General features: G+C 50.4%; 24 protein-coding genes. 4 read left to right on the forward strand and 20 right to left on the reverse strand.

Going from position 1 to position 26,723, the window contains the following annotated elements; translation table 11 throughout:
* Positions 1–134 precede the first annotated feature (134 nt).
* The 8 genes from ybiA to ABC831_RS20025 form a co-directional block, all read right to left on the reverse strand.
* Entirely contained in the window at positions 135–596 is a 462-nt protein-coding gene (gene ybiA, locus ABC831_RS19990) for a riboflavin biosynthesis intermediates N-glycosidase (RefSeq protein ID WP_343249835.1), read from the reverse strand.
* 98 nt (positions 597–694) lie between these two features.
* Positions 695–1,180, reverse strand: a complete 486-nt coding sequence (locus tag ABC831_RS19995; RefSeq protein ID WP_343249836.1) for a nucleotidyl transferase family protein — start codon at positions 1,178–1,180, stop codon at positions 695–697.
* A 247-nt stretch (positions 1,181–1,427) separates the two neighbouring features.
* A complete protein-coding gene (locus tag ABC831_RS20000; protein ID WP_343249837.1) occupies positions 1,428–2,825 on the reverse strand; it encodes an MATE family efflux transporter in 1,398 nt (465 codons plus the stop codon).
* Between the two features lie 15 nt (positions 2,826–2,840).
* A complete protein-coding gene (locus ABC831_RS20005; RefSeq protein ID WP_343249838.1) occupies positions 2,841–3,839 on the reverse strand; it encodes a LacI family DNA-binding transcriptional regulator in 999 nt (332 codons plus the stop codon).
* Positions 3,840–3,932: 93 nt separating this feature from the next.
* Positions 3,933–4,583, reverse strand: coding sequence for an ABC transporter permease (locus ABC831_RS20010; protein WP_343249839.1), 651 nt, complete (start codon positions 4,581–4,583; stop codon positions 3,933–3,935).
* Complete coding sequence (locus tag ABC831_RS20015; RefSeq protein WP_343249840.1) at positions 4,580–5,575, reverse strand: ATP-binding cassette domain-containing protein; 996 nt, start codon at positions 5,573–5,575, stop codon at positions 4,580–4,582. Before ABC831_RS20015 ends, ABC831_RS20010 begins: the two co-directional genes overlap by 4 nt.
* 13 nt (positions 5,576–5,588) lie before the next feature.
* The gene (locus ABC831_RS20020; RefSeq protein ID WP_343249841.1) at positions 5,589–6,476 is read right to left on the reverse strand and encodes a glycine betaine ABC transporter substrate-binding protein; all 888 of its coding nucleotides are present in this window, start codon (positions 6,474–6,476) and stop codon (positions 5,589–5,591) included.
* Between the two features lie 25 nt (positions 6,477–6,501).
* Positions 6,502–7,245, reverse strand: coding sequence for an ABC transporter permease (locus ABC831_RS20025; RefSeq protein ID WP_343249842.1), 744 nt, complete (start codon positions 7,243–7,245; stop codon positions 6,502–6,504).
* 121 nt (positions 7,246–7,366) lie between these two features.
* Here ABC831_RS20025 and ABC831_RS20030 point away from each other — a divergent pair, with 121 nt between their 5' ends.
* Positions 7,367–8,290, forward strand: a complete 924-nt coding sequence (locus ABC831_RS20030; protein WP_343249843.1) for a nucleoside hydrolase — start codon at positions 7,367–7,369, stop codon at positions 8,288–8,290.
* Positions 8,291–8,329: 39 nt separating this feature from the next.
* Positions 8,330–9,592, forward strand: a complete 1,263-nt coding sequence (locus ABC831_RS20035; RefSeq protein ID WP_343249844.1) for an MFS transporter — start codon at positions 8,330–8,332, stop codon at positions 9,590–9,592.
* Positions 9,593–9,696: 104 nt separating this feature from the next.
* Here ABC831_RS20035 and ABC831_RS20040 read toward each other — a convergent pair whose 3' ends face one another.
* Positions 9,697–10,281: a TetR/AcrR family transcriptional regulator gene (locus tag ABC831_RS20040; protein WP_343249845.1), complete on the reverse strand. Its 585-nt coding sequence runs from the start codon at positions 10,279–10,281 to the stop codon at positions 9,697–9,699.
* A gap of 194 nt (positions 10,282–10,475) precedes the next feature.
* Here ABC831_RS20040 and ABC831_RS20045 point away from each other — a divergent pair, with 194 nt between their 5' ends.
* Positions 10,476–12,392, forward strand: coding sequence for an NAD(P)/FAD-dependent oxidoreductase (locus ABC831_RS20045; RefSeq protein ID WP_343249846.1), 1,917 nt, complete (start codon positions 10,476–10,478; stop codon positions 12,390–12,392).
* A 162-nt stretch (positions 12,393–12,554) separates the two neighbouring features.
* Here ABC831_RS20045 and ABC831_RS20050 read toward each other — a convergent pair whose 3' ends face one another.
* From ABC831_RS20050 to ABC831_RS20095, 10 genes are all read right to left on the reverse strand, one after another.
* Positions 12,555–13,016, reverse strand: a complete 462-nt coding sequence (locus tag ABC831_RS20050; RefSeq protein ID WP_343249847.1) for a metallophosphoesterase family protein — start codon at positions 13,014–13,016, stop codon at positions 12,555–12,557.
* A gap of 86 nt (positions 13,017–13,102) precedes the next feature.
* Positions 13,103–14,461 carry a sodium-dependent transporter gene (locus ABC831_RS20055; protein WP_343249848.1) on the reverse strand — a complete coding sequence of 453 codons (1,359 nt, stop codon included), beginning with the start codon at positions 14,459–14,461 and terminating at the stop codon, positions 13,103–13,105.
* Positions 14,462–14,791: 330 nt separating this feature from the next.
* On the reverse strand, positions 14,792–17,053 hold the full coding sequence (locus ABC831_RS20060; RefSeq protein WP_343249849.1) for an Hsp70 family protein: 2,262 nt from the start codon (positions 17,051–17,053) through the stop codon (positions 14,792–14,794).
* Positions 17,054–17,135: 82 nt separating this feature from the next.
* Positions 17,136–19,274 (reverse strand): leucine-rich repeat protein, encoded by a 2,139-nt coding sequence (locus ABC831_RS20065; protein WP_343249850.1) that lies wholly within the window; start codon positions 19,272–19,274, stop codon positions 17,136–17,138.
* Positions 19,275–19,291: 17 nt separating this feature from the next.
* A complete protein-coding gene (locus ABC831_RS20070; RefSeq protein ID WP_343249851.1) occupies positions 19,292–20,014 on the reverse strand; it encodes a LytR/AlgR family response regulator transcription factor in 723 nt (240 codons plus the stop codon).
* A 5-nt stretch (positions 20,015–20,019) separates the two neighbouring features.
* Positions 20,020–20,499 carry a hypothetical protein gene (locus ABC831_RS20075; protein WP_343249852.1) on the reverse strand — a complete coding sequence of 160 codons (480 nt, stop codon included), beginning with the start codon at positions 20,497–20,499 and terminating at the stop codon, positions 20,020–20,022.
* Between the two features lie 14 nt (positions 20,500–20,513).
* On the reverse strand, positions 20,514–21,272 hold the full coding sequence (locus ABC831_RS20080; RefSeq protein ID WP_343249853.1) for a cysteine peptidase family C39 domain-containing protein: 759 nt from the start codon (positions 21,270–21,272) through the stop codon (positions 20,514–20,516).
* A gap of 15 nt (positions 21,273–21,287) precedes the next feature.
* Complete coding sequence (locus ABC831_RS20085) at positions 21,288–21,947, reverse strand: hypothetical protein (protein WP_343249854.1); 660 nt, start codon at positions 21,945–21,947, stop codon at positions 21,288–21,290.
* Between the two features lie 34 nt (positions 21,948–21,981).
* Positions 21,982–24,666: a helicase HerA domain-containing protein gene (locus tag ABC831_RS20090; protein WP_343249855.1), complete on the reverse strand. Its 2,685-nt coding sequence runs from the start codon at positions 24,664–24,666 to the stop codon at positions 21,982–21,984.
* A gap of 33 nt (positions 24,667–24,699) precedes the next feature.
* Positions 24,700–25,044 (reverse strand): hypothetical protein, encoded by a 345-nt coding sequence (locus ABC831_RS20095; RefSeq protein ID WP_343249856.1) that lies wholly within the window; start codon positions 25,042–25,044, stop codon positions 24,700–24,702.
* A gap of 448 nt (positions 25,045–25,492) precedes the next feature.
* On the opposite strand from ABC831_RS20095, the gene ABC831_RS20100 reads away from it, so the two are divergent.
* A complete protein-coding gene (locus ABC831_RS20100; RefSeq protein WP_343249857.1) occupies positions 25,493–26,005 on the forward strand; it encodes an AAA family ATPase in 513 nt (170 codons plus the stop codon).
* On the opposite strand, the gene ABC831_RS20105 is transcribed toward ABC831_RS20100, so the two are convergent.
* Complete coding sequence (locus ABC831_RS20105; protein ID WP_343249858.1) at positions 25,995–26,663, reverse strand: phosphatase PAP2 family protein; 669 nt, start codon at positions 26,661–26,663, stop codon at positions 25,995–25,997. The genes ABC831_RS20100 and ABC831_RS20105 overlap by 11 nt on opposite strands.
* Positions 26,664–26,723 lie beyond the last annotated feature (60 nt).

The raw sequence follows: 26,723 nt of genomic DNA on the forward strand, positions 1-26,723 counted from the left end.
ATTTGTTTCGCAAAACTATTTTACAACAAAATGAGGAGGCAGGGTGAATTTATTTTTTATTTTATTTTTCCTAGACTTTTTGCTTAAGTTCGCGCCTATGGGGCCTGTCCCCGGATGTTAACACGAATAATCATCTATCCCTTCCCAATCGCCAGCTCCCCTCTTATTTTCATCAAAATCCGGCCCAGGTGATTCTCTCCCTGTCCGGTCCGGGTATCCACTCCCCAGCAGGTATCCCCCCAGGTATTTCCTTCCACCAGAGGCGTATCACCGGTCGCCAGCAGCCTTTTCCCCAAATCCGGGTTTTGGAAAAACTTTGCACGAACGACTTCTTCCATCACTCCCACCTTCACTTCTTCCCAGTCCTCCCGAAGCGCTACCTGCCGCCCCTGCCTCTTGGCCATATTTGGCGGGAGTTCACAAAATTGCACTTTTTCCTGATCCGTCCGGCACTTCTGGGCCTGAAAAGCGGCCTCTGCATTTTGATAATATAATCCCTGGTATTCAACCTGTGCCCCATAGAAATTACTCAGGAAATCATATTCCTCCCGAAATCTTTGGATACAGGCCTCCTTTATCATTCCATTTTTCTTCATAATCTCCCAAACCTCCTTTGTCACCATGCCCTCAGCCTGTGTACCGCCGCAGCGCAGATTCTCCCGCACAGCGGAGGAACTGATGCTCCCCAGCCCTTTTAGAGGAACGGATGCTCCTCCAAAAGCTGCTCCGGTGTCTCCCCATCCCGCTTTGTCACCAGAAACCGAAAGCGTTCCACAAATTCCCCGATTCGATGCCACCTGGGTATCACATGCAGCTTATCACTTCCCGCCACGAAGTATATCTGGCTTTGGCGATGTTTCTCCTGAATAGTGATCAGCGTCTCATAGGTAAATCCCCGCTCTGTCCGGTACATCTCACAGTCGTCAATGCTCAATCTGCCATCCTTCCTGCACATCGTCTCCAGCATCTCAAGTCTCAGATCATCCGGCAGGGCCTCCTGGGTATAACCGGTTTTCTTTAATTTCCGTTTTACATAACGGTAAGGAGCCGGAACAAAGATTCCGCTGTCTGCCTGTATCGCGTCCATGGCCGCCTGCAAAACTTCCAGATGTGCGATAGTGGGCGGTGAGAAGGAACCTCCCAGCACAACTATTTTCTGTACTTTGTTTTCAGTATTCATATTCTCTCCTCCCTTATCGATTGATGGGATCAATATAACATACCTTTCGTTAAGCGGCACATATCTTCCCTTTTTTTCCGCTGAAACGGCAGTTTTCGCAGACATGTATTCCAAATTTCTGCCTGGAAATCTATAGTCGGAAATTCAATAAAAGGCCGCTATGCCTCGCATAGCAGCCCCTTACACCCCATGGTTATTTCCTGTTCTCCCGGAATTTCAGGAATCTTCAGCATTTCTCGTATAGGACTTACTTCTTTCCATCCGCTGGGACTTTCCCATTCTGGGCAGCCGGTATCTTTTTACGGAAACCTCCCCTCCTATACATAATGAACAGATATGCGGGTATCAGAAACAGATCTGCCGCCATCCAGGCGATCTGATCCGTCCAGCACACCCCCAGAAACATCATCTGCGGGATAAAGAACAAACTCATAGCTGTTCGGGCGACCATCTCGGACACACCGGAAAAAATGGCGGATTTTCCATATCCCATCCCCTGTATAGCAGAACGTAATACCCACAACACCCCCAGCGTTATATAGAACATGCTGCTGATATTCAGGAACATCTGCACATTATCCAGCACCTCCGTCTCAGCACCATCCACGAACAGCATCGCGATATACCGTCCGCCCAGATGCAGGACGATGGCCGCCGCCACCGCATAGATACACTGGATCAGAATCGCAGACCGGACTCCCTCCCGGATCCGGTCCAGCCTCCCGGCTCCCAGGTTCTGACCCACATAAGTGGCCATGGCCGTTCCCACAGCCTCAAAGACCGACAGGAACAGGTATTTGATTTTCAGCGCCGCGGTATATGACGCCACACTGACCTCTCCTAAATGATTCACAGCGCTTTGCAGCATGATGCTGCCGATGGCGGTTATGGACGTCTGCAGCCCCATAGGTAATCCCAGATTCAAAAGCTTCAGCATATGCCGTTTGGCCGGTTTACGCTCCTCACTGTCCGCTTTCAGTTCCGGAAATTTACGGACGATACATTGGATACACAGCACCCCGGACACTGCCTGGGACGTAATCGTGGCGATGGCCGCCCCCATCACGCCCCAGTCAAATACAGTGATAAACAGCAGATCCAAGCCAATATTAATCACCGCTGCGGCGGTCAGAAAGAGGAACGGGCTTTTTGAATCTCCCAGTGCCCTTAAAATACTGGCCAGAAGATTGTAGAGGATCGTAAATGGAATTCCAAGAAAAATAACAAACAGGTAATCCCAGGCTCCCTTAAGGATCGATTCGGGCGTACGGATCAGAATCAGAATATCCCTGCAGAATACAGCGGTCACCACTGTGATCACCACGGCAAAAATACCGGACAGATAAAAGCTGTTAAATGCAAACTTCCGCATCTGGGAAAGCTTTCCGGCTCCCAGGCTCTGCGCTGCCGGAATTGCGAAACCGGTACACATGCCGGTGCAGAAACCGATGATCAGGAAGATAAGCGAAGAGCTGGCTCCCACCGAAGACAGGGCACGGATACCCAGATAACGGCCCACGATCACAGCATCCGCCATATTGTACAGCTGCTGGAACAGGCTGCCGCACAGAATCGGCAGGGTGAACCTTAAAATCAGCCGGTACGGAGTACCGACTGTCATATCTTTCGTCATGGACTTCGCCATTTTCTATTCCCCCAATTACGTGGTTTTGCGGACCACCAGGGTCGGCTTCAGAATCTTTTCCACGTATTCTTTATTTTTCCCTTCGATATAATCCACCAGTACCTGTACGCCCAGTTTCGCCATATCTGTAGTGAACCGGTTGATGGTTGAGAGTGGTTTTTCTATCAGATCACTGATATAGGTGTTGTCATATCCCATAACCGCACAGTCTTTTGGCACCCGGATGCCCTCTTCCCTCAGCGCGGCCATAGCGCCGAGAGCCACCGTGTCGCTCATGCAGCACAGTGCGGTAAATGACTGCCCCTGACGGACCAGTTCCCTGGTCTTCTGATAGCCGAACCGGTGCTGGTATTCACCGAAGCAGACCAGCTCCGGCTGTACTTCCAGGCCATGCTCCTGCATCGCCTGTTTATATCCCTGGTATCTGCGTTTCGAGGTAAAGGTTCCCTCTTTTCCACAGAGGAAGCCGATCTTCTCATGCCCCCGCCCGATCAGATGGCTGACTGCCAGATATACGCCATATGTATTGTCATTTCCAATATCTCCCACATGCCAGCTGCATTCTTCCAGATACTGGTCTATGGTCACGATCGGAATACCCAGACGCCCGATCTGCTCAAGTTCCGGACTAACACCGCTGCTGGCCAGCAGGATCCCGTCCACGCCCCTTCGGGCCAGGAACTCCATATAGCCTTTTACCTTCTCACTCTCATCATCGGAATTACACAGCAGCAGGGTATATCCTTTTTCCTGTGCCTGGTCGTCACAGGCCCGATACAGCTCCGGGAAATACGGGTTCACGATATCCGGAAGGATCAGTCCCAGCATCCGCGACTGATTCGTTACCAGGGACCTGGCAAAAGAATTGGGCGTATACCCCTGCTCTTTTACAATCTTCAAAACCTTTTCCCTGGTAGCTTCACTGATAAATCCCTCTTTATTATTCAAGATCCTGGATACCGTCGTGATCGACACCCCGGCCATTTTTGCAATATCTTTTATCGTTACCGCCATGCTGAAACCTCTCCTGACTACCGCTCTGGCCCTTATTTACACTGCTAAAACAATCTGAACCTATTCTATCACAACGGGAGAATTTTATCATCTCTATTTTTTCCGCCAAACGGCGGATTTTCCCTGGGCGTACCGCACCGCACGATTTTCCACCCTGATAAAAAGAAAATTGATCAGCATGGCAAGTCCCGAAACCATCAGGATTCCCCAAATCAGTTTGGGCATATGATAGGTCCGCATCCCTTCAAACAGTATGTTTCCCAATCCTCCCGCATGGATCAGTCCGGCCATGGTGGCGATCCCCGTAGTGCTCACGGTAACAATGCGGATACCGGCAACCAGATAAGGCAGCATCACCGGCAGATAGACCAGGCGCAGGCTCTGCATCCCGCTCAGGCCGATTCCCCGGGCTGCCTCATAGATGTCCGCCGGCACCGCATGTTCCGCCGCCTGAATACTGCGCAACAGCAGAAACAGATTATAGATCGTCATTCCCACCACTGCGGTTCCCTTCCCAAGCCCTAAAACCGGCACCAGAAATGCGAACAAAGCTATACTGGGAATACAGTATGCCACCAGCAAAAGCAGCAGTACAGCCTTCTTAAGAAGCGGGAACCGGCTAAGAGCCATATAAACCCCACCGGCCAGCAGGACGGAAATCAGCAGAGTGATTCCCACCAGTTCCAGATGTTCCGCCAGCGCACTTAACAATTTATCATAATTTTTGAATGTATAGCTGATCATACCATTCCACCCGTCTGACCACGTGCCTGATTATCTGTATCCCCGTCAGCCGGAATCAGATCCCTGTGCCGGAAACTTCCCATACAGATCCCTTCCCGGTACACTGAAACCCGCTCCTGTCCCTGAAGCATGCAGTCCAGCACCGTCTCCATGGGCATATCCCATTCTACCGATCTGCCCCCTCCGCCCTGTCCTCCCTGCAGCAGGTCAGCAAAATCACTCACCCTAAAATAACTCAGCTTTTTCAATGCCGTGTCCGCATGGAACAATTCCCGGATAGCTTCATTGGCAGGATGCAGAATCAGCCGGCGGGGTGTGTCAAACTGGCTGATCTCACCGTCATTTAAGACCATCACCCGGTCCCCCAGGTCGATCGCCTCCTGCCGGTCATGAGTTACGAATAATATGGTTTTACCAAAGGTAAGATGGAGCTGTTTTAATTCCTGCTGCAGTTCCTTTCTGGTCACCGCGTCCAATGCCCCGAAGGGTTCATCCATCAGCAGGATATCCGGGTCCGTGCTAAGGGCTCTGGCGATGCCCACCCTCTGCTGCTGCCCGCCGGAGAGCTGCCAGGGATGCCTGTTTTTAAATTCTTTGTCCGAAGGGAGCTTCGTCATGGACAAAAGCTCATACACCCGGGCGTTGATGGTGTTCTTGTCCCATTTTAATACTTTCGGCAGCACAGCGATATTCTCAGCCACCGTCATATGCGGAAACAGACCCGCCTGCTGAATCACATACCCCATGTTCCTTCGCAGCTGTTCGGGTGTTCCCTGCGCAATGTCCCCGCCCTTAAATAAGATCCGGCCGCCGGCAGGGCTGATCAGACGGTTCACCAGTTTCAGCAGCGTTGTTTTCCCGGAACCGGAATTTCCCAGAATCGTGATAAATTCCCCTTTTATGATTCGGAAGCTGATATTCTTTAATATTTGTCTGTCCTGACCCGGATATCCGGCGTCAACATTTTGAAATTCCAATATTACATCCCGCACCCCATACCCTCCGCTAGTTCAGATTTTCCTTAAAAAATTCGGCCGCCACATCCTCCGGCTCTTCTTTATCCAGGTCCACTTTCGCATTCAACTGCTGCATGGTTCCCGTATCCAGGACGGCTGAGACCCGGTTCAGCGCTTCCTCTATCTGCGGATACTTCTCCAGGGAATCCTGCCGGATCACCGGCACGATATTGTAAGAAGGCCATGCCTCTTTGTCATCCTGAAGCAGTACAAAATCAGGATCGGTAAGCTGTCCGTCTGTGGTAAAGGCAACCGCCAGATCCGCTTTATCATTTTTCAGCAGTTCGTATTTGATCGCGTTATCATAAAACTCCACCGACCCGAAAGTAAATTCTCCGTAAGTTCCGGTCAGCGCCGGCATACCGTCCGCATTTTCCTCAAATGCCCCCTGAGAGGCGAACCGTATCACAGAGGCGTTTTTCTGCAGATCTGAAATCGTCCGTATGCCATACTGTGCTGCGATACTCCGTGTTATGACCAGTCCCTGGGAATTATTCGCGGCAGACGCATCCAGCAAAGTCATATGGTAATCCGCTTCGTATTCCGCCTTCACATGCGCATACAGCTCTTCCGGATCTTTTATAGGCGCTTCCTTCAGGACATTTAGAAGACAGGTACCCGTATATTCCGGGTAGAGATCCAGATCCCCCTTCTCCATCGCCTCCTGCGTGACATTGGTGCCTCCCAGGTTGAATTTCCGTTCCACCTCGAAGCCCGCCTGTTCCAGAGCCAGCGCATAAAGCTCTGCCACAAGGAAAGATTCCGTAAAATCCTTGGACCCGATTTTTACCGCGTTTTCCGATGATTTCCCTTTGCAGCCAACAAGCCCGGTTAAAATGACCAGAATGAGTAATAAGCTGAGTACCCGTTTTTTCATCCTTACCTCCAGTCCGGCGGCCTCTCTAATGCCGCCCTGTATACTTATATTCCAACGACCGCTGCATCCATCCAAACAGGATCTCGCCGGCCAGTGCCATAGCTGTGATCAGAATCCCGCCGATCACCACCAGCCGGGAATCATTGATCGTGAGTCCCGTCATCACATATCTTCCCAGCCCGCCGGCGCCCATCAAGGAGGCCACCGCAGCGATAGTCACCGCGTCCACGATGGCGGTGCGGATTCCTAACAGCAGAAATGGTTTTGCCATAGGCAATTGTATCTGGAAGAGGATCTGCTGTCTGGACAACCCGATCCCCTTGGCGCTTTCCATTGTATCTGCTGCTATATTCTTAATGCCGGCATAGAGATTCACCAATATGGAAGGGATCGTCACCAGGGTCAGCGTACACAGGGCGGGCAGGAAGCCCACACCCAGAACCGGCATCGCCACCACCAGAATGGCGACACCGGGAATCAATCTAAAAAAACTGATCCGGTTGATCACCTTATCCATATCAGCATCTTTCATAACTGCCAGGATACAGATTCCCAGTGATACCCCGATTCCGATCAGCACTGCCAGACCGGATAAGGTGATATGCTCCACGGATGCCCGCAGGATCTCTTCCTTATGACTGGTCAGGTATCTGACAATCTCTTCCATCTCATCCCTCCATTTCATACGGGTCTTGCCTGTCCGTCTGTCTTGTCTGTCCGTCTGCCCTGTCTGCCCGTCTGTCTTGCCTGTCCATAAATTACTTGACAAATAAAAATCCATCGACTAATATTAAGTTACGCAAACGTTTTACGTATATCATTTTACATCAATCGTTTTACTTTTTCAAGAACTATTTATCAAATCTATTTTATTGAAGGAGGTATCTGCATTGCAACGAATCCCTATCATCATTGACGTCGATACCGGAACGGATGATGCGATCTGCATCACAGCAGCGCTGCTGCATCAGGATCAGCTCGACATTCAAGCCTTTACCAGCGTCTGCGGAAATGTATCCCTTGACAAGACCAGCCAGAACACGCGCAATGTCGTAAGTTACCTGGGTTATGACCTTCCGGTGGCAAAAGGAGCCGAAAAACCGCTCGCGCATGAATTGACCATCGCAAAAAGCCATGGCAATACCGGGCTCGGCGATGTAATCCTGCCCGTATCCCCCCACGGATTTCTGGATGAGCCGGCTTGGGAAGTGATCTACCGTCATGCTTTGGAAGAAAAAGGGCAGCTGCAGCTACTGGCGGTAGGACCGCTGACGAATCTGGCCCTGGCGATTACCAGACATCCCGACATCGTTCCCCTGATCCGCAAGATAACCATTATGGGCGGCGGGGTATGGGGAGGAAACATGACGATGACCAGTGAGTTTAATATCTACAACGATCCCGATGCAGCCAAAATCGTCTTTGACTCCGGAATCGAGCTGACCATGATCGGACTGGATGTCACCTTAAAGCCCAAACTTCCCGACTGGGTGGTGGCCGAAACCGCCTCTGTGAATACCCCCTATGCAAATCTGGTTTCCCAAATATTTGATTTCATGAAACGGAGGAAAACCGAGATTGGAGGGGATGACCCGAATCTGCACGACGTGATCGCACTGGCCAGCATCGTACGGCCGGATCTGATCACCACCAAAGATTTTTTCATGACCGTGGAGACCGAAGGGACCATCACACGGGGAATGACGATCGCCGACTTCCATGGTGTGGAGGAGAAGGCTCCCAATGTACATGCGGCAGTGGACATTGACATTGAAGGATTCTGGCACTGGTTCGTGGATATGCTGAAACGCTGATAAAGGCTGTATTTGAAAAGAGAAGGAGGATTCTTACTTATGGGAGAAAAGAGTAGTTCATTGTTGTCAAAAAAATGGTTGATCCTGTTTATTATCTGTGTCGGCGGCGGTATCGTATACATATTGCCCTATATCCAATATTCCTTTTACGACGATCTGCAGGCCGCCTTTGGAATCAGCAACCTGCAGATGGGTAACCTGATGACGGTTCTGGGTATCGTAAGCTCCATCGCTTACCTTTTCGGCGGACTGCTGGCCGACAAGTTCAATGTGCGCTGGCTGATCTGTATATCCCTGGCCATTACCGGCGCCGCCGGCATCTGGTTCGCCACATTTCCTTCCTACCCGCAGCTGATGGCCATTATGCTGATCTACGGATTCTCCACAGTATTCACTTACTGGCCTGCTATGATCAAGGCGGTCAAACTGCTGGGCTCCGACGACGAGCAGGGCCGGATGTTCGGATTCCGGGAGGCCGGCTTCGGACTGTTTGCATTCGTTTACAGCCAGCTGGGCACCTGGCTGATCTACAAGGCTTCCCCCGACATCACCGGTGTGCGCAATATCATCATCTACTATTCCATCATCTACTTCGTGGCTGCCGTCCTCTCCTTCCTGTTCATTCCTGATTCTTCCGCTTCCCAGAAGAAAGAGAAGGTTAGCTTCGGTGATCTGATGCACGGCCTTGCGTATGTCTGCAAAATGCCGGCGATCTGGATGGTGGGTCTGATGGTCTTCTGCGCCTACTGTGTCAGCGGTGCGGGTCTTGGAAAACTGGTGCCCTACTGGACCTCCGTCATGGGTGTGGATACAGGAGTCGCTGCCTCCTTATCCAGCGTCCGGCTCTATCTTCTGCCGTTCCTGGCCGCTGCTCTCGCCGGAGTGCTGGTGGACAAATTAAAATCCGCCACCAAATTCCTGACCAGGGCCTTTCTCCTGCTGATCGTAACTATGGCCGCCTTCACGATCACCCCGGCCGGGAATCACATGGCGGTGGTTTCCATTATCATCGGCTTTGCCGCATCGTTTGTGATCTATATGATGCGTGGTACTTACTTTGTACCGATGACAGAGCTTACTATCCCCAACGAATATATCGGTACAGCCGCCGGAATCGTCAGCTTCATTGGTTTCCTTCCCGACGCGTTCATGTTCACCGTATTCGGTAAGATGATGGGGGATAATCCCGGAGCCGCCGAGTATAAAGCAATCTTCTGGGTATGTGTGGCGCTGGCCGTTGTGGGCCTGCTGCTCAATTACGGGACGCAGATACTGATCCGGAAGGCAAAGAAAGCCCGGTAAGTGTCATAAATACCAGAGCTCTCCTCCGGGAGGCAGTCCGAAAACCAGGTACAGCCCACCAGGTGTCCTTACCGAGCGGATACCTGGTGGGCTGCGCCCTGGTTTTATTTGTAATCATATCGCAGCTCAGGCAGTATATCATACATTACTTCCATCGATCTTCGGGTGTTTTGCATCCAGTCGAAGTTTCCTTTCTTGATGCACCAGGTAATTTCGTATCCCGTGAAGAGATAAGCGGATGCTTCATAGAGCTGTTCGGCCGGGTTTTGGTTCCGGATCTGTCCGGCTTCCTGGCCTTTCCGGATGACAGATACCGCGATGCGGGTCAGGTCTTCGCGCATATCAAAGCTTCCGCGGTCTTCCTTCAGATTGACGATGAAGAGCTGGCTGTAGAGGTCCTGACCGTAACGGACGGATTCCCGGATCAGGACTTCAAAACACATCCATAACTGTTCCCAGTAGTTGTCGGCTGAGATCAGGGATACCATCAGCTGCGTCAGATTGTCCGTGATAATATCGTAGTTATTGATAATCAGATCGTCCTTGGATTTCATATGATAGTAAAATGTGGTTTTTGTGATCTCACAGGCATCGCAGATGTCCTGGATGGTTACCTGGTCGTAGCCTTTTTCCTGGAAAAGCAGATTGGCTTTTTCAATGATCATTTCTTTTGTTGCTGATTCTGCCATAATTTCCTCCGCTGCCGCACTTGCTGCAGCATTTCTTTTTTTCTGCCATTTTTGAACATATTGACAGTATAGCAAAAAAACCTCACAACCACCAGAGAAATATATTGACAATAAAATAACAATATTCTATACTATTATTACCGCAGTAATACAAATATATAACTATAGTAATATTTCAGAAAGGTGGAGATCCTATGTCCAAATTGTTTGAAAAATCGCAGATCGGCTCCATGAAATTAAAAAACCGCATTGTTATGGGGCCTATGGGTACGACCGGTGAGGCTGACGGCGCTTACAACATCGACGCGATCAATTATTTTATGGAGCGCGCGAAAGGGGGAACCGGGCTGATTATCACAGGAGCCAACGTTGTGTCTACGAAGTATGAACCGAGGCCCTGTACGGAACTCAGTAATTTTCATCACGTGGAACGTTTGAATATGCTGATTGACCGCTGTCATCATTTTGGTTCCAAGGTTTGTGTTCAGCTCTCACCGGGATTGGGCCGTCAGCAGTTTACCGATCCTTTTACCCCTCCTTATTCTGCCGGCGACTGTCCTGCATTCTGGTTCCCCCAGCTGAAGTGCAAACCGTTTGCCGTGGAGGATATTCACTATCTGGCTGACAAAGTAGGATACTCCGCCTCTCTTGCGAAAATGTCCGGCGCGGATGCCGTGGAACTGCACGCGTACGGCGGTTATCTGCTGGACCAGTTCCAGTCTTCCAAATGGAATACCAGGACTGACGAGTACGGCGGTTCCCTTGAGAACCGGATGCGTTTTACACTGGAATGTATTCAGGCGATCCGCTCCAATGTGGGCCCTGATTTCCCGATCCTGGTGAAGTTCACGCCGTATCACGGGGTAGAGGGCGGAAGGGAGCTGGAGGAAGGATTGGAGATGGCGAAGATCCTTGAGAATGCCGGAATCGATGCCTTACATGTGGATGTCGGCTGCTACGAGGCCTGGTATAAAGCGATCTCTACCGTATACGCACCGGAAGGGCATCAGTTAAGAATCGTAGAAGCGGTAAAGAACACCGTGAGCCTCCCTGTCCTGGGCCAGGGAAAACTTTTTGATCCGGAAATGGCGGAAAAAGTGATCGAAGACGGCATCGCCGATTATGTAGTTCTCGCCCATCAGATGCTGGCAGATCCCCACTGGGCCAATAAAGTAAAAGAAGGCGCGATCGAGGATATCACCCCCTGCGTGGGCTGCAATGAATGCCTGCTGGCGGGCTTCTCCGGTAAGCACTACTACTGCGCGGTAAATCCGTTGTGTTACGCGGAAAAAGAATACGCGCTCCCGAAACCGGACGGTACTTCCAAAAAAGTCCTGGTGATCGGCGGCGGCCCCGGAGGAATGTCTGCGGCCATGACCGCAGCAAAACGCGGATACGACGTGGAACTCTGGGAAAAGACCGGAAGGCTGGGCGGCAATCTGTGGGCTGCGGGGACTCCCACCTTCAAACACGACGTCCTGCGCCTGATTACCTATATGGAAAGGCAGATCCATAAGCTGGGCGTGAAAGTGCGTTTTCTGAAGGAAGCCACCGCACAAGCTGTGGCCGCCGGCCAATTTGACAAGGTCATTCTGGCTGCAGGCTCCACACCCGTTATGCCTCCGATCCCCGGGATCGAGTACGCCGCCTCCGCCAATGCCTATCTCACCGCACAGAAAAAGCCCGGCAGGAAGGTGGTTGTCATCGGGGGTGGATTAGTCGGCTGTGAAGCTGCCGCCTACATGAAAGAGACCGCGGATGAAGTGACGATTATCGAAATGCTGGATGATATTCTGGCTACCGCCGATCACTGTCTGAATAATGATCAGGCGCTGCGCGCCATGCTGGCCGAACGGAACGTTCCCGCCATCTGCGGTGCAAAAGTGACCCGCATCACTCCTGAGAGCGTTACATATGTAAAGGATGAAAAAGAAGTGACCATTGCCTGCGATACCGTAATGATCGCGGCCGGTTATAAGGCGAATAACCAGCTGGAAACGGCTCTGGAAGGCGCTGTCAAAGATATGACCGTCATCGGAGACGCGGAAGCGCCCAGAAAGATTCTGACTGCTGTTCATGAAGGCTATCATGCGATTCGGGTTATGGAGTAAAGTACTGCCTTTATATGATAACTAGTCAGCTTACAAGATCGGAGCGGGCTGCGCAAGGTTTGAACTTGCGCAGCCCGCTCCGATCCGCCCGGTACGAACGTGCCCTATAGGGCAGCCAGCTGTATCGGGCGCTATTTTTTTGAAATTCAAACACATTCCCCGCTAATTTTCCAGAACCGGAAAATTGATTTTTTCAATCCGGTAGTTCTCCCCCGTAATTTTTAATACTGCCATGGTTACCGGCAGATCAAATCTTCTGCGCCCGCAGCTGCCGGGGTTGAGCCAGAGGACCCCGTCTATTTCTTCCTCCAGATATTTATGGGAATGTCCAAAGATGATTATATCCGGCTTTCCTTGCTGAATATCCACCTCTTTTTTGTTATGAATAAGATAAACCTTCAGATCCCCCAGCGTAAAATACAATTCCCGGGGCAGATCCTTTGCCCAGTCTTTATCATTGTTGCCGCGTACCGCATAAACCGGTGCGATCTGCCTTAACTGTTCCAAAATTTCTGGTTTACTCATATCGCCGGCGTGGATAATAGAATCACATTTTTTTAAAATACCGATGACATCCGGCCGCAGTACATTATGGGTATCTGATATTACCGCTGCTCTTATCATACGACACACTCTCTTTCTAACCTCTGCCCCATACCTATAACCGCAGGCTGTCAAAGCCATGCCTTCAAGATACGCCCGTTACCTGCTTAGAATACGACCTTTGCGATACCAGCAAATCCGGATATCGTAACGATCAATACCAAAATCGGAGTTATAAACCGAATGCAGAAAATCCAAAGCTTCTTCAGGCGGAACCGCACACCCTCCTGCTCGATCTCGTCAACCAGATACTGAGGCTTCCATTTCCATCCAATATAATAACACATCAGAATTCCACCGACCGGCAACAGAATATTGTCCGTCAGCATACCCACAAAATCAAAGAAATTATAATTCAAGATTTTAAAGTCCGCCAGAACCCCATAAGACAGTGAGCTGGGAATGCCCAGTAAAAACAACAGGACAGCCACGATCAGAACAGCCCGGCCTCGCTTCCACTTCCATTTGTCAATCAGAAATGATACCGTAACCTCCAGCAATGCCACCGCACTGGTCACCGCCGCAAAAAAGACCAGTAAGAAAAACAGCAGGGCAAAGACCGAACCCCCTTTGATCGCACTGAACACTTTGGGCAATGTGCCGAAGATCAGGCTTGGTCCCTGGCCCGGCTCCAGCTGGAAGGAAAATACAGCCGGGAAGATGGCGACCCCGGCCAGCACCGCCATACAGGTATCCAGCAGGGCCACACTGATACAGCTCTTGGGTATACTCTCTTTTTTACTCAAATAGCTTCCGTAGGTTATCGTGATACCCATACACAGACTCAGCGAATAAAACACCTGTCCCAGTGCCGCATTGATGGAACCGATACTGAATTTGGAATCTTTGATGGAAAATATAAATGCCAGCCCTTTGGAAGCCCCCGGCAAAGTGACACTTCTCACCACAATGATCAGAAGAATCACAAATAAGGCAGGCATCATGAATTTACTGGCTTTTTCTATTCCCCGGACACCGAAAAAGCAGATCAGCGCTGTCATCAGCATGAAAAGGAAGTGCCAGAACACCGGCTCTCCTGCGTTTCCGATAAAAGCTTCAAAATCTGCCGGCGCCTGAAACGTGGTAGCATAGCTGAAAAAATATTTTAAAATCCAGCCGCCGATCACACTGTAATAAGACAGAATGATAAAAGCGGCCAGCACTCCGAACACCCCGACTATCTTCGCGTGGGGGTGGACATCCCCATAGGCCTGGACCGGATCATGCCTGGTCTTTCTTCCCAGGGACATCTCCGTGATCATAACCGGCAATCCCAAAACACATATAAAAAACAGGTACGCCGCCAAAAAAGAGAATCCTCCGTTTTTTCCCATGAGATATGGAAATTTCCACAGATTCCCCAGTCCGATGGCTGCCCCTGTCGTTGCCAGAATAAATCCCAGTTTGCTGGCCCACTGATTTTTGTTGCCTGTTCCGTTGTGTTTCTCCCCCGTTGCCCTGCTCATGTGTAACCTCCTGCGTGTTTTTCTTATGTATTTGCCTGTAAACAAGCGAATGTTCTGATGGTAAATGAATTCAGCCGGACGGATTCTTTCTGCCGCAGACTATACGATCACCAATCTTCATTACCACAGTTCTTATAGTATAACACACAATCTCTTCCCGCAAAACCACTAATCCAGACATACTAATCTAATCCAGACATACTAATCCAGATAAAATCCGGACATGTCCCAAGCCGGAATGGACATGTCCCAAGTTGAAATGGACATGTCCCAAACCGAAATGGACATGTCCCCTTTTACCTTCCTATAATCAATGCAGTAATCTTACCACTAGCCTCTGAACTCTTTAAAAAATGCCTCAAAAAGCTGGTATGCTGGTATAATATGATCTTCTGTATAAGTCAGCCAGATATTGGTTGTTTTTATTTTTCTCGTGTTCTGCTCCATATAAAAATGTCTGACCGCAAGCCCGGTTACCTTATTCTCAGCTGACTGATCCGAAGGTACCTGATAATTCGGCGGGGTAATCGGCTTGATATCCACGATATCATTATAAAAAATACTTTCTTTATACAAGAAATCAAACCGCCAGTGGATCCGCTTATTGGTGAATATCAGTCCGTACTCGATCAGGTTCCCTCTTTCGGCGCCCTTCCGGTTCAGATAGAGGATCGGGACTTCATCCGTCTGAAGCTGAAGTCTTAGTTTTTGTGACCAGCCGTTCATTTCTTTATAATGATTTTCATAGTATTTCCACCGAAGGCTGGGGTTGCTGTTCCAACGGTATACCCTCTTCTCCACCTCTGCCGGAAGCCAGCTTAACATATCATTTACCGTGTAGGACAGCCCATTGGCCGGTATTACCCTGCCGGCCGCTTTGTTGCTGCTGTATGACATGCGGGAGCCTCCTCCCCCATGTTGTTCTGTGTTTTGATCCGCATATTGATTTGCGTGCTGTCCCGCATACGATCCTGCTGCCTGAGCCGGCATGGTTTTTCTCATCTGCTCTGCCTTATCCAGCGCGATCACGTTCCCTCTGTCGGCGGCCAGCTGATACCACTTTAACGCTTCTTTATCATCCTTTACCACGGAATCCAGCCCCAGCTGATAGTAAGTACCCATCCGGTACTGGGCACGGGGTTCGCCTTTTTCGGCCGCCAAGCGGAAATACTTCAGTTTACGCTTCCGGTCAGGTTCTTTCAGCGCCAAATCATAGAGTTCATACCCTGACAGTTCCCCGATGCTCTCATCCAGACTTTTTTGGGGTTTCTCCGGTGACAGATCCTTGTGCGCCGGCGCAGTGTTTCCATCTGACGCAGTTTGCACCCTCAGCCCGCTCTGACAGATTACCCGCAGCGGTTCATAGGCCATCCCCACCGCCACCGTCTCCTGGGGTTTACCATTGACACAGATTCTGGAGGGGTTAGCTCGTATCTTCGGCAGATCCAGGAAGCCAAACTCCGGCTTTTTGCCCTCCAGCATATCTTTTATGAAATACCACTGGCTGTGCCCTCCGGTCAGGATGACCAGGTCGATTGCCTGGCCTCCCGGGAACTCCGGCACGGTTGCCAGGGTATGGTCAAGGCTTCCATTTACCAGAACCGCGAAGTTTTTCAGATATTCCGTACATGCCTGCTCAAACTCCTCCCTGTCGATCGCCGGGGAAAAATCCGGAAGGGCCGGATAGGGATTCTTTACGGTCTGGAAGTACGGGATACTTTTATCCCTCTTCAGTGTCCGGGATACCGTCGTTTCCTTCCAGGTCTTTATATTATCTATGTACTTTTCCGTAAAACTGTCAATAAAGTAATCCGGAACGATATCCCGATGTTCTTTCAGATACCTTTCGATATAACCGGTCAGAATGTAATCCACATCTTTTCCGCCAAAATACAGATTCGTTGTTTTATCCGGCCAGGTAGATATGATCTGGGTTTCATCCTTTTCATACCGGCAGACGGCGATGTCCGTAGTCCCCGCCCCCATGTCCAAAAACAGCAGATAGGAACAGCCGTCTCCTCCCAGCAGTCCCATCGATCTCAGCTCTTTTTCTTCCTGTACCATGACCGCCCGGACAGCGGCTTCCGGCTCTGTGATCCCCTTTACATTTGGAAAGCCCGCCTGCGCTGCCACATCTATCATAAACTGACGGTTCTCTTCCGCATATTTTGCAGGATAACTGACGTAGGTAATTTCCTCATCGGAATTATCGCCCAGCTGATTCTTCTGCTGCTGATAGACCTCATACAGATACTGGAAAAACCTGCTGGTAAGCCATTTGGCCCGCATCCGTATAGCAGGCTGGTCACTTTCCAGCTCCACTTTAAAGTTCCGGTAGGTTGTCATGCCCGGCTGTTCCGCAGCCGCGTAGTAACCGAAATCACAGTCTTCATCCGATAACGTAAGCTCAGGAGTAATCTCCATATCGTCCGGCAGCTGGACCAGCGTCGGTATGCTGTCCCTTCCGTCGAACAATACATTATTGACGAACAGACGGTCCCCGATCGGTGTCCGGTCCTCTCCATATCTTTTTACCCTTACTACAGATGTGCTCGTTCCAAAATCAATTCCTATGATTCTTTTTGCCGCCATATGATCACCTGCTTTTCTATATTTTCCTATCTCCTATTCAGTACCGCAATTGAGTATCTGTTAACATGTCCCCTTTTGCCTTTTATATGATTTCAAGCTTTATCCCGTGTTCTCTGGCAAAATGTTCCGCATAGGACCCACTCTTGCAGCGAATTGTGATAGTCTCTTGATCAAAAGCAAATGTTTCAATTTTCTGGACGCCTTCCTCCACCGTCACTATCTTCAGTTGAGGGCATAATGAAAAAGCATTGCCCCGCACGATTTTCACGCTGCCCGGTATAGTGATCGAAGTAAGAGCACAACCTAAAAATGCTTCTTGACCAATATCCTCTATTCCATATTCCAGATTGAGTGTTATCAAGTTTTTACAGTTTCGGAAAGCGAAATTACTAATTATTTTTACACTGCCCGGTATGGTGATCGAAGTCAGGGAATAACATCTGCTGAAAGCATAACTTTTGATTTTATCAATGCCGTACCCAAGTGTAACCGTACGCAGTGATTTACATTGTTCAAAGGTGTTACACTCTATCTGTCTCACACTCCCCGGTATCACAGCTGATTCCAGCGAGGAGGAAAAACGGAAAGCTCCTTCTCCGATTGTAAGCAGCCCATCCGGGAAGTTGATACTTCTTAATTTCGAACACTGGCTAAAACTTCCGGCTCCAATATGCTGCAATCCTTCCGGCAGCACTACCGTCTCTACCTGCGGGATGGCACTACGGCCACCTGCCGGATGTATAGGAAAGGCGAACATCCCTATGGCTGTATATCCTTCCGGTACGATAACGTTTCTTACAGCCAGGAATTTTTGCTCCGCGATTTTCCTTGTCAACACCTTATCCGGCAGATTGCGGACCGGCGGCGTGTCTGTATCACCTGTCTCCAATAACTCATAGGCCATCCCGACAGCTGCCATCTCCTGCGGTTTCCCGCTAAGCCTAATTCTGGCAGGATCTGCCTGGATCTTTGGCAGGATCACGCTGCCGAAGTTCCTTTGCTTCCCGGCCAGAATCTCCGGAATAAAATACCACTGGCTGTGGCCTCCGGTGAGAAGCACCAGGTCGATCCCCTCCCCTCCCGGGAAATCGGGATCTGTCTGTTTCGTGTGGGCAAGGCAGCCATTCACTAATTCAGGAAAGCCTCTCAGATAGTCCCCGCAGGCCGTCTCAAATTCTTCCCGGCCGATAGGCGGCGAGAAATCCGGGAGATTCGGATATGGATTTTTAACAGCGCTGAAATACGGTACGCTCTTATTGCGTTTCAGCGTTCTGGAAACTGTCACCTCTTTCCAGGCTTTGACCGCATCGATGTACTTTTCCCCGAAATGCTTCATAAAATATTCCGGCACCACATGGCTGTTAACACGCAGATAAGCTTCCACATAACCGTTCAGAACCTGATCAATATCTTTTCCGCCGAAATAGATATTGGTGTGATCATCCGGCCAGGTAGATATAATCTTAGTCCTGCCCTCTTCATATTTACACACGGCCAGGTCCGTGGTACCCGCACCCATGTCCAGAAACAGCAGATAAGATGCCTTCCCGGGTTTCAGCAGAGCCTTTTGCCGCAAATCGCTCTCCCCCTGTATGAGGAACGCCTTAACTGCTGCCTCCGGCTCTGTGATACCTCTCACGTTGGGAAATCCTGCATCCCTGGCAGCCCCGATCATAAACTGCCGGTTTTCTTCCGAATATTTCGCCGGGTAGCTGACATAGACCAGCTCCTCGTCCAAGCTCCCTCCCAGGTGTATCGCCTGTGCCTGATACTGGCGGTAAATATACCGCAGAAACTGACGGGTCAGCCAGCATGCCCTCATACGGGCCCCGGCGTCAGGGCTTTCCAGATCCGTCTTGAAATTCCGGTAGGTGGTCATCCCCGGCTGTTCGACAGCGGCGGAACGCCCGAACTCACAGTCCTCTTCCTCCAGCTCAAGGCCCGGGGTAATCTCGACATCATCCGGGATCTGCACCAGGGTCGGCACATTGTCATTTCCGTCAAACAGTACGTTCGATACAAACAGCCGGTCCCCAAATGGCTGTCCGTCATCCCCGTACCGTTTCACTCTGACCACCGAATTACTGGTGCCGAAATCTATTCCAATTACACGCTTTGCACTCATATTTTCCTCCAGCAGCGCGTTTACCGCGCATATATTCAGGTATGGGTGAACTTCTTTTAGTTCAACCGTTCCTCCAGCAGCGCGTTTACCGCGCATAAGTTCAGATATAGGGGCTAGATCTCTTCTGGTTCCGCCAGCAACCGGCTTATGACCCCTTCATAATACGGCTTACTGATCTGTAATTCCTCACCGTCTGTGAGCAGCAGGTTTTTTTTACTTTTATCCACCCTCTCCACATAGGATAGATTTACCAGATAACTCTGGTGGACCCTTAGAAAAACCGCCCCCGGGACCTGCCGGCCGATCTCGTCCAGCCGCCCCCGGAATGTATAGCTGTGCCCCTGGCTGGTATATAGAATTACATTTTTATAATTGCTCTCGAAGTACCGGATGTTCCTGAATCGAATCAGAATCGTACTGCTTTTGGCGTTTCGGACGAACAGGTTTTTATCCTGAAGGATCATGGTACAAAGCGCCAGCACTTTGCCGCTGAATAAGGCACGGTCCGACAAGTCCGCGTGAAAAGCGACCGGCCTGGCCAACAGGTAGGGTTCCAGGTCCAGCTTTTTCTGGGCGTAATACATCACGTAACAGTGGCTGCTCTGGTATAACTCTTCCGCCAGTCTGCCGGCGGTTCTCCCCAGGCCCAAATTGATCAATACCAGCTGAAGGGTGTCGGACGACTCGAACAGCCGGCCAGCCTTTCGCAGGTCTGTGATCCAGACCACCTGCATATCCACATCATATCTCACCGCTGTATCTGTCAGCAGTTGTCTGATACATTCAATATTGTTCCGGTCTGTATCGACCACTGCCAGCTGTACTACAGGCTTCATCCGTCTCACTCCTCCAACAATCTTCTGTAATATTCCGTGTAAAAAGGTTCGATAATCTGAAACAGCTCCTCCTGCATCAGCCCGGTCTGCTGCTCTGTAATCTGCGCACCGCCCGACCGCTGCCTAAGAAGCGCTCCGGCCCTGTCCAGGTACCCTTCCACCGCCTCCCGGTAGGCAGACGCCTGTTCTCCTATACCCCGGCTGAAGGTACCTTCATATTCCGAAAAATCTATATCCTGAAATCTGCTGTTGTATTTCAGATCCTCCACCCGTACCAGCCGGACGGACGGATAAGCCATGACGGCATGGAATCTGGGCAGACTCATGTGAATCTGAGTGCCTTCCACTTTCGTGCGGTAGTAAGGAAATATTATCAGAAGTTCCTGGTCTTTTTGTTTCAATACCGGCAATCCCATCTGGAAATTCATGGGGATCATACTCCGCACCGCCTGTTTTTCCTGTACCTCTTTTATAAAGTCTCTCATGCTGGCTCCTCCTCTCATTTATCAGCCCGATATGCGCTTACCATAAAACCGCCGCTGGTGTTCCATGCTGTTTGGAATTCCTCCAGATCATAGCTGATCCCGCGTCCGCCCGGAAGCCCCGAATCATTCAGGATTACTTTCACATTCGACGGGTCCGTTTTATCGATGCCGATCACTTCCACCGCATGATTTGCGGTCAGGGACGGATAGTAGATGCTTTCCGTGGAGTCCGGGGTCAGCAGGGATATATTATTCACACCGGCTATGACCTTTCCGCCTTCCTCCAGGGTTCTCTCGATATCCTGGATGCTGCCGTGTTCGTTTTGCACTACCTCCAGGCCCAGATATTCCAGAATGTTGCCCGTATCCTCCAGGGTAGTTCCTGTTTCCGGATCGAACCATCCTTTTGACACGGCGAACTCCACCAGGTCCTGTTCATTCAGTTCCGTGTCCAATAGCTCCTCCGCCACGAATTCCTGGCACACCACCGCGCAGGACATATCGCCCTCCTGCATATGCCAGTGCTCCATATCTTCCAGCGGCTCTCCTGATATCAGCTCATTTTCCAGGCCTTCCATCCCTGCGGGCATCCCGATGCTGCCTATGGTATCCCGGTATATTCCCTCCTCCAGCTTTTCTGTCTGGCGTATATGAGTCTCATCTAAAGTCTCCAGTCCTTGGCTGTTTTCCAGGGAACGTTCAAATTCCGAAGTGTCCTCCAGCCGGTCCCGGCCTTCCAGTTCTTCAAAATCTTCCATGTCTTCTATTCCCATTTTGATCCTCCTGCTTTATTCATTCCTGCCGGCTGTATTGTTTCCTGCCTGTATAGTTTCCTGCCTGTATTGTATCGTTCCATTATTTCCGGCTTGCTCCGGGGATCTGAGAATCCCTTTTTCCAGAGTCAATGCTCCTTCACTCCAGCAGGGCCGGTATACCTCATAAATCCGGCCGGGAGTAATGGCCGTGTCATCCAGGGTTACATAGGTAAAAACCGTACGTTTTTCCGCCTGAATACTTTGTGCCTCATCCCGCCTGATACCGCTTGCGAAGATTCCCTGAATGATAAGCGTTGCATTTCGAACCTGTTCTTCGGCGTTTCCTGATTCCATCTTAGAGAACCTTTCTGCAAACAGTCCGGAAAATGCGGAGTCTTCCTCGAAGTTTTCCACTCTCAGGCACCATTCCCCGAACGTACCGGAGGCATTATCCGTATTGCCCAGGCTGATCTGATACATTAACTCGTATAAACCCGTGAATTCTGTTTTATGTTGGCTGATCCCCCCGGCCAGGGTACGGATGATCTCTTCGTTCTCCGGCGTTAGAGCCTGTTCCTGCTGTTTGACCGGTTCCTGTGTCCGGCCTGCCTTCCTTTTCCCTGCGAAATAATAAATCAAAAGCGAGGCGATCAGTACTGCAGCCGCAACCGCAAAATAAATCCAAACTTCCATACAGTTTACCTCCTATCCATCCTCTTCCCGTTCCTCAAACCCCGGGCTTATTCATCTTCACCCAAACCGCCGCATCGTCGTTATCACCGTAGACGATGGCATTCCCGATCTCCAGCGCCGGGATCATGGACTTTTGATCCTCCCGCAGCGCCAGGGAGGCAGCCATCACTTCACAGTCATCCGGTGAGGTCAGGCGGTGCACGAATTTATAATTCGTATTCTTGATCACGTCCGGGATCAGCCGGGTCGGCACCTGGTCCACGATCGTGATCCCCTCCCCGTAGCCCCGGATCTCAGAGAGCATATTGCTGAACAGGTCCGCGACCACCTGCTGGGGATTCCCCGAATCGTTGGTTACCACGGAAGGGTTCATCAGAAGATTATGGGCCTCTTCGATCATGGTCAGGTGCAGCAGCTCATTTTGCTGTGCCCTCTTCCGGTAGTCCTCCTGACAGGAATAAGCGGATATCCGGTATTCGTAGAGGCTTAACATCAGCAGCGCCATGATAAGCGCCTTATCCCGGCTCCCGGCGATCCGGCTCAGATTGATGACCGTAGGCTGTCCGAACAGCACATCATAGTCTGTGGATTTCGTGACATTCAGCAGGCGGCCTCTGTTCCCGCGGGTCAGATATTTTAACCGGGTGATCAAAGACTTCCGGATCGTCTTATAATTTCTCGGATCGTATCCTTCCACCAGATCGTCCACCATAGGAATCAGGTCTTCCATCTTCGGATATAAGAACGGCTTCACCGCCTCGCCGGAATGGAAATCCTCTTTGAAGAAATCCTCCGCTTTTGCATAGACCAGCTCATCGATCAGTACCGGCAGAACATCCTCGATGCTGGGGATACTGGCCACCAGCAGGGAGACCAGGTTCTCACACCGGGCCATCAGGTCCACTTTTGCCCCCCTGACCGCCGCAGGCTCGAATGGATTCACCGCCAGCTCCTCCAGAGGCTGCCCGTTAAAGGAGGCCGCCCCCGGCATATAGATGTGAAATGGGATTCCCTTCTTTTCCTTCAGTTCCAGGGCCCAGCGCACATAATCGTCCTTCGCCGGCTCAATGATCAGAACCGGAACCCCCCGGGATACGACTTCGTTCAGAATTGATTTACAGGTGGTCGACTTACCGGAACCGGTGCCTCCGGTAACCAGGGCATGGCGCACCAGGGAATTGGGATCGATCCGGTATTCGTTGTTCTGCACCACGCCCATGTCCACTACCTTACCGATGGATATGGAATCCTCCTTAAGCACCGGAGGATTGTTGGCAAACCGGACGGCCGTCTTGACAAACCGCAGGCCCGGAACGTCTCTGCGGGGAAGGGAGGTGGTAAGCCCCAGTTCCTTTGTGTTCATAGGCGTGCTTAAGTATTGATACCGGCGCCCGAACACATGCCAGATATGATCCTGTTCATATTTTCTTTTATATTCATTGTCGAGCATTTTATCGATATTTTCATTTTCCAGGGAAATAAGCTGGAAGCCCTTGACGATCTCCGCGGCATTGCTGTCTTCCCTCAGGACGTGAAGGCGGATTGGCTCCAGATAAGTCTCGTCCCCGGAATAGATGGAACGCAGCATACCTGTCACCGTAGTGATATCCATCTTGGTCCGGCCCAGCACATAAGTGCCCACATTCCAATAGCCCAGGTTCCGGCCCTCTTTCAGGCGGGCGATATGTTTTTCCATGATTTCTTCGGCATATTGGGCAAATTTATCCAGATATTCGGTGGTCACCGAACGGGAAAAATTGATGGACACGGATTTGGTCTTGTTCATGCCCATAGCTCCGCCAACCGCCCCTCCGATTCCACGGCCCAGATTACTTCCCAGATAGGGAGCCCCCAGCCAGCTGCCGATCAAAGCGCCCGCCACGGTGCCAAGGCCTGACAGGATTCCGCCGACCGCTCCGCCCATTCCCACATCCTTCTGGCTGCTGGAGCCCTCATTTTCCGTGACCGTGCGGGACACATATTTGTGGATCTCACTGCCCAGTTCCCGCATCCGGTTGATGATACTGCTGATCTCCTCGTCCGGGATCGGATCTGCGATCACCAGAAGGGAATAATCCCGTTCCCGCCCGTTGATCTTGCGCACACCGAAGGCCAGCTGATCCAGCGTCTGCAGCACACTTCTGCTCTCGTCGCTGATAAAGGAGGGTATTCCGGTCACCGCACCGATGGCGTGGTAGTTGTTCAGCACATCGTAGATCTTCTCATGCCGGTCGTCCCGGGTCTGGTCGTGTCTGACCCATTCCATCGCGACACCGGGCATATTGGCCGCCGTGGCCTCCATCATCTGATCCAGCGCGTCCTTGGACCCCACACCCTGGGTCGCTGTCGTGACCCCCAGGTACAGACTGGTCTGCCCGCCGGTTCTCTGTAGTAAAAATACTGTCCGGTATCCCCAGATATGCAGTGTGGACAGCACTCCCTGCCACCGGTTGATCAGGTCATAGTCCTCGATGTTGTCCGGATGCACCGGAAGTCTGATGATCTGCAGCCATTCCACCTCACCATGGCGCTCTGTCTCATCGGGCATAAAATAATCAAACTGGCTGACCCCGTTCAGATAACTGCGTTCCATCGTGCCTTCCAACAGGCGTTTGAACACCTCATCCGGAATTTTAATCTCATTCGGAGTTTCGATCTCCGCCATATCAAGGCCCCGGAAGAGATCCCGGAAACCTACGTCTCGGATTCTGTCAGACATGCTGCGATTCCCCCTTTTTCTTTTCTGTTTGTATTATTCCCCGGCCCGGCTCAGTTCCCGCTCCAGCTCGGCAATCTTGGACTTACAATAATCCATCTCCGCTTTCCTTTTACTGATATTGGGCTCCACACCGATCCATCCCTTGGCCGCATCTTCTTTCAACTGTTCATAGCTGGACAGCGCATTGCTGTATTCGGATCTGACATCCCTTAAATTCCGTTCTATGGATTCCCTGCTGCGGGAACCGAAGCTGATCTCTGCCGTATCGTCGGACTCCCTGTCCTCCACCTCCACTATTTCCGGCTGTGCCAATTCTTCACCGATTTCTGACACTTCCAATTCCTCGTCCTCATAATCTTCAAAATCTTCGTATCCCATGTTTACCCTCCGTTTCTTCGGTCCGGATTCCTTTCTGTGAAAGGAGAAATGTCCGGCATTTTTGTTATTCCTTTTGTGACTTTATCTTAGCATCTAAAATCTACGGTATAAGTAAGGCGGCCGTTTTTGTGCTTCAAACGGCAGAATCTTCCGACCGAAGTTGTCCTTCGTGTATTTCTTTTTATTATACTCTGTCACGTTTTTAATTACCACCGCCAACTTTTCATTTGCGGGACAGGAATGGATTTATCCTTTCGTTCCATTAGGAAACGATTGGATTTTCAGTACCAAATTGTACTTTGGAACTGTGGGACTGTCCGATAACCTGGCGCAGTCACCCACGCAGTTGCCAGGAGAAAATGCATTGACAGGCAAAGTACGGTATTCTACACTGAGGAATAGAACGTATACGTCTTATCCGAAAATAGGAGGTTTACAGAAAAAACAAATGATTATTTTAATAACAGGGGCTTCCCATACCGGAAAAACTTTATTGGCGCAAAGACTAATGGAGAAATATAAGTTTCCATATTTCTCCATAGATTTATTAAAAATGGGGCTTATAAGAAGCGGGAATACGATACTGACGCCGGAAGATGATGTGGAACTGATGGGCTATCTCTGGCCGATCGTGAGAGAGATGATAAAGACCGCTCTTGAAAATCAGCAAAATCTTATTGTGGAGGGCTGCTATATTCCCTTCCGCTGGGAAGAGGATTTTGACAGCAAATACCGGAACGACATAAGGTTTTATTGTCTCGCCATGACAGCATCATACATTGAGAGCCATTTTGATGATATAAAAAAATATGCAAATGCCATCGAGCATCGGCTGGATGATTCCTTGTGTACCAAAGATTCCGTACGCAAAGAAAATTCCTATCATTTGGACATGTGCAGAAAATACGGGTGTCATTGTATTTTGATCTATGACAGCTATCCGGCAGATCTTACGATTTAGATGCGGATAGTTGAATCGTTCCGTGATACAGCATCACGAGTGCCGCACTGAGTATCATACCGCCCATAATATCGGTAAACCAATGCACCCCCGACAATAACCGTCCTATAACCATAAAGGCCGTATAGAAACCGCAGAGAATATTGATGCCTTTCCTGACCGCCTGGTTTTGTATGAGGCTGTGGAACTGCATCATAGCGGCAGGCATAATGCACATGGCGAGCATTGTGGTGGAGGAAGGATAAGAGGCTTCCAAAACGCCGTTTATCAGTATAGGTCTATGATTGACAACATAAAACTCAAAGAATAGGTAAGCACAAAACACCAACAGATAAAAACCTCCCAGAATCAGAATACTGCGGTCCACGCGCAGGATACTCCTTCTCTTCACCAGCTGGACCATACCCAACAGGCCAAACCCCATTACAATAACTACCGGAACCAGGCTTAACCAGTCGGTTATGTAATAGAGCCGCATATTCACACCCAGCAGCTCGTGTATAGGTGCGTTAATCGCTGCGAATCCAACGGGAGAATTTTGAGGACCGATCGGTCTTCGATCAAAAGACATAAGCGAAACGGTGTAGAGGATAAATAAGATCAGGAAACAGACTGCCGGGGTAAAAAAATGGATACCCTTTGTTTTTCTTTCTTTCATTTTCAAGACTCCTTTGTTTTCATTTTGTGTGCCGGTCTTTATCCGACCACACTCTGACTA

Origin of the sequence: Diplocloster hominis (assembly GCF_032380655.1) — a bacterium.
Lineage (GTDB): Bacteria > Bacillota > Clostridia > Lachnospirales > Lachnospiraceae > Diplocloster > Diplocloster hominis.

What these genes read in the sequence shown, in the direction of transcription:
- ybiA (WP_343249835.1), bottom strand. Translation starts at nt 596, where the DNA reads ATGAAGAAAAATGGAATGATAAAGGAGGCCTGTATCCAAAGATTTCGG.
- ABC831_RS19995 (WP_343249836.1), bottom strand. Translation starts at nt 1,180, where the DNA reads ATGAATACTGAAAACAAAGTACAGAAAATAGTTGTGCTGGGAGGTTCC.
- ABC831_RS20000 (WP_343249837.1), bottom strand. Translation starts at nt 2,825, where the DNA reads ATGGCGAAGTCCATGACGAAAGATATGACAGTCGGTACTCCGTACCGG.
- ABC831_RS20005 (WP_343249838.1), bottom strand. Translation starts at nt 3,839, where the DNA reads ATGGCGGTAACGATAAAAGATATTGCAAAAATGGCCGGGGTGTCGATC.
- ABC831_RS20010 (WP_343249839.1), bottom strand. Translation starts at nt 4,583, where the DNA reads ATGATCAGCTATACATTCAAAAATTATGATAAATTGTTAAGTGCGCTG.
- ABC831_RS20020 (WP_343249841.1), bottom strand. Translation starts at nt 6,476, where the DNA reads ATGAAAAAACGGGTACTCAGCTTATTACTCATTCTGGTCATTTTAACC.
- ABC831_RS20035 (WP_343249844.1), top strand. Translation starts at nt 8,330, where the DNA reads ATGGGAGAAAAGAGTAGTTCATTGTTGTCAAAAAAATGGTTGATCCTG.
- ABC831_RS20040 (WP_343249845.1), bottom strand. Translation starts at nt 10,281, where the DNA reads ATGGCAGAATCAGCAACAAAAGAAATGATCATTGAAAAAGCCAATCTG.
- ABC831_RS20045 (WP_343249846.1), top strand. Translation starts at nt 10,476, where the DNA reads ATGTCCAAATTGTTTGAAAAATCGCAGATCGGCTCCATGAAATTAAAA.
- ABC831_RS20050 (WP_343249847.1), bottom strand. Translation starts at nt 13,016, where the DNA reads ATGATAAGAGCAGCGGTAATATCAGATACCCATAATGTACTGCGGCCG.
- ABC831_RS20055 (WP_343249848.1), bottom strand. Translation starts at nt 14,461, where the DNA reads ATGAGCAGGGCAACGGGGGAGAAACACAACGGAACAGGCAACAAAAAT.
- ABC831_RS20060 (WP_343249849.1), bottom strand. Translation starts at nt 17,053, where the DNA reads ATGGCGGCAAAAAGAATCATAGGAATTGATTTTGGAACGAGCACATCT.
- ABC831_RS20065 (WP_343249850.1), bottom strand. Translation starts at nt 19,274, where the DNA reads ATGCGCGGTAAACGCGCTGCTGGAGGAACGGTTGAACTAAAAGAAGTT.
- ABC831_RS20070 (WP_343249851.1), bottom strand. Translation starts at nt 20,014, where the DNA reads ATGAAGCCTGTAGTACAGCTGGCAGTGGTCGATACAGACCGGAACAAT.
- ABC831_RS20075 (WP_343249852.1), bottom strand. Translation starts at nt 20,499, where the DNA reads ATGAGAGACTTTATAAAAGAGGTACAGGAAAAACAGGCGGTGCGGAGT.
- ABC831_RS20080 (WP_343249853.1), bottom strand. Translation starts at nt 21,272, where the DNA reads ATGGGAATAGAAGACATGGAAGATTTTGAAGAACTGGAAGGCCGGGAC.
- ABC831_RS20085 (WP_343249854.1), bottom strand. Translation starts at nt 21,947, where the DNA reads ATGGAAGTTTGGATTTATTTTGCGGTTGCGGCTGCAGTACTGATCGCC.
- ABC831_RS20090 (WP_343249855.1), bottom strand. Translation starts at nt 24,666, where the DNA reads ATGTCTGACAGAATCCGAGACGTAGGTTTCCGGGATCTCTTCCGGGGC.
- ABC831_RS20095 (WP_343249856.1), bottom strand. Translation starts at nt 25,044, where the DNA reads ATGGGATACGAAGATTTTGAAGATTATGAGGACGAGGAATTGGAAGTG.
- ABC831_RS20100 (WP_343249857.1), top strand. Translation starts at nt 25,493, where the DNA reads ATGATTATTTTAATAACAGGGGCTTCCCATACCGGAAAAACTTTATTG.
- ABC831_RS20105 (WP_343249858.1), bottom strand. Translation starts at nt 26,663, where the DNA reads ATGAAAGAAAGAAAAACAAAGGGTATCCATTTTTTTACCCCGGCAGTC.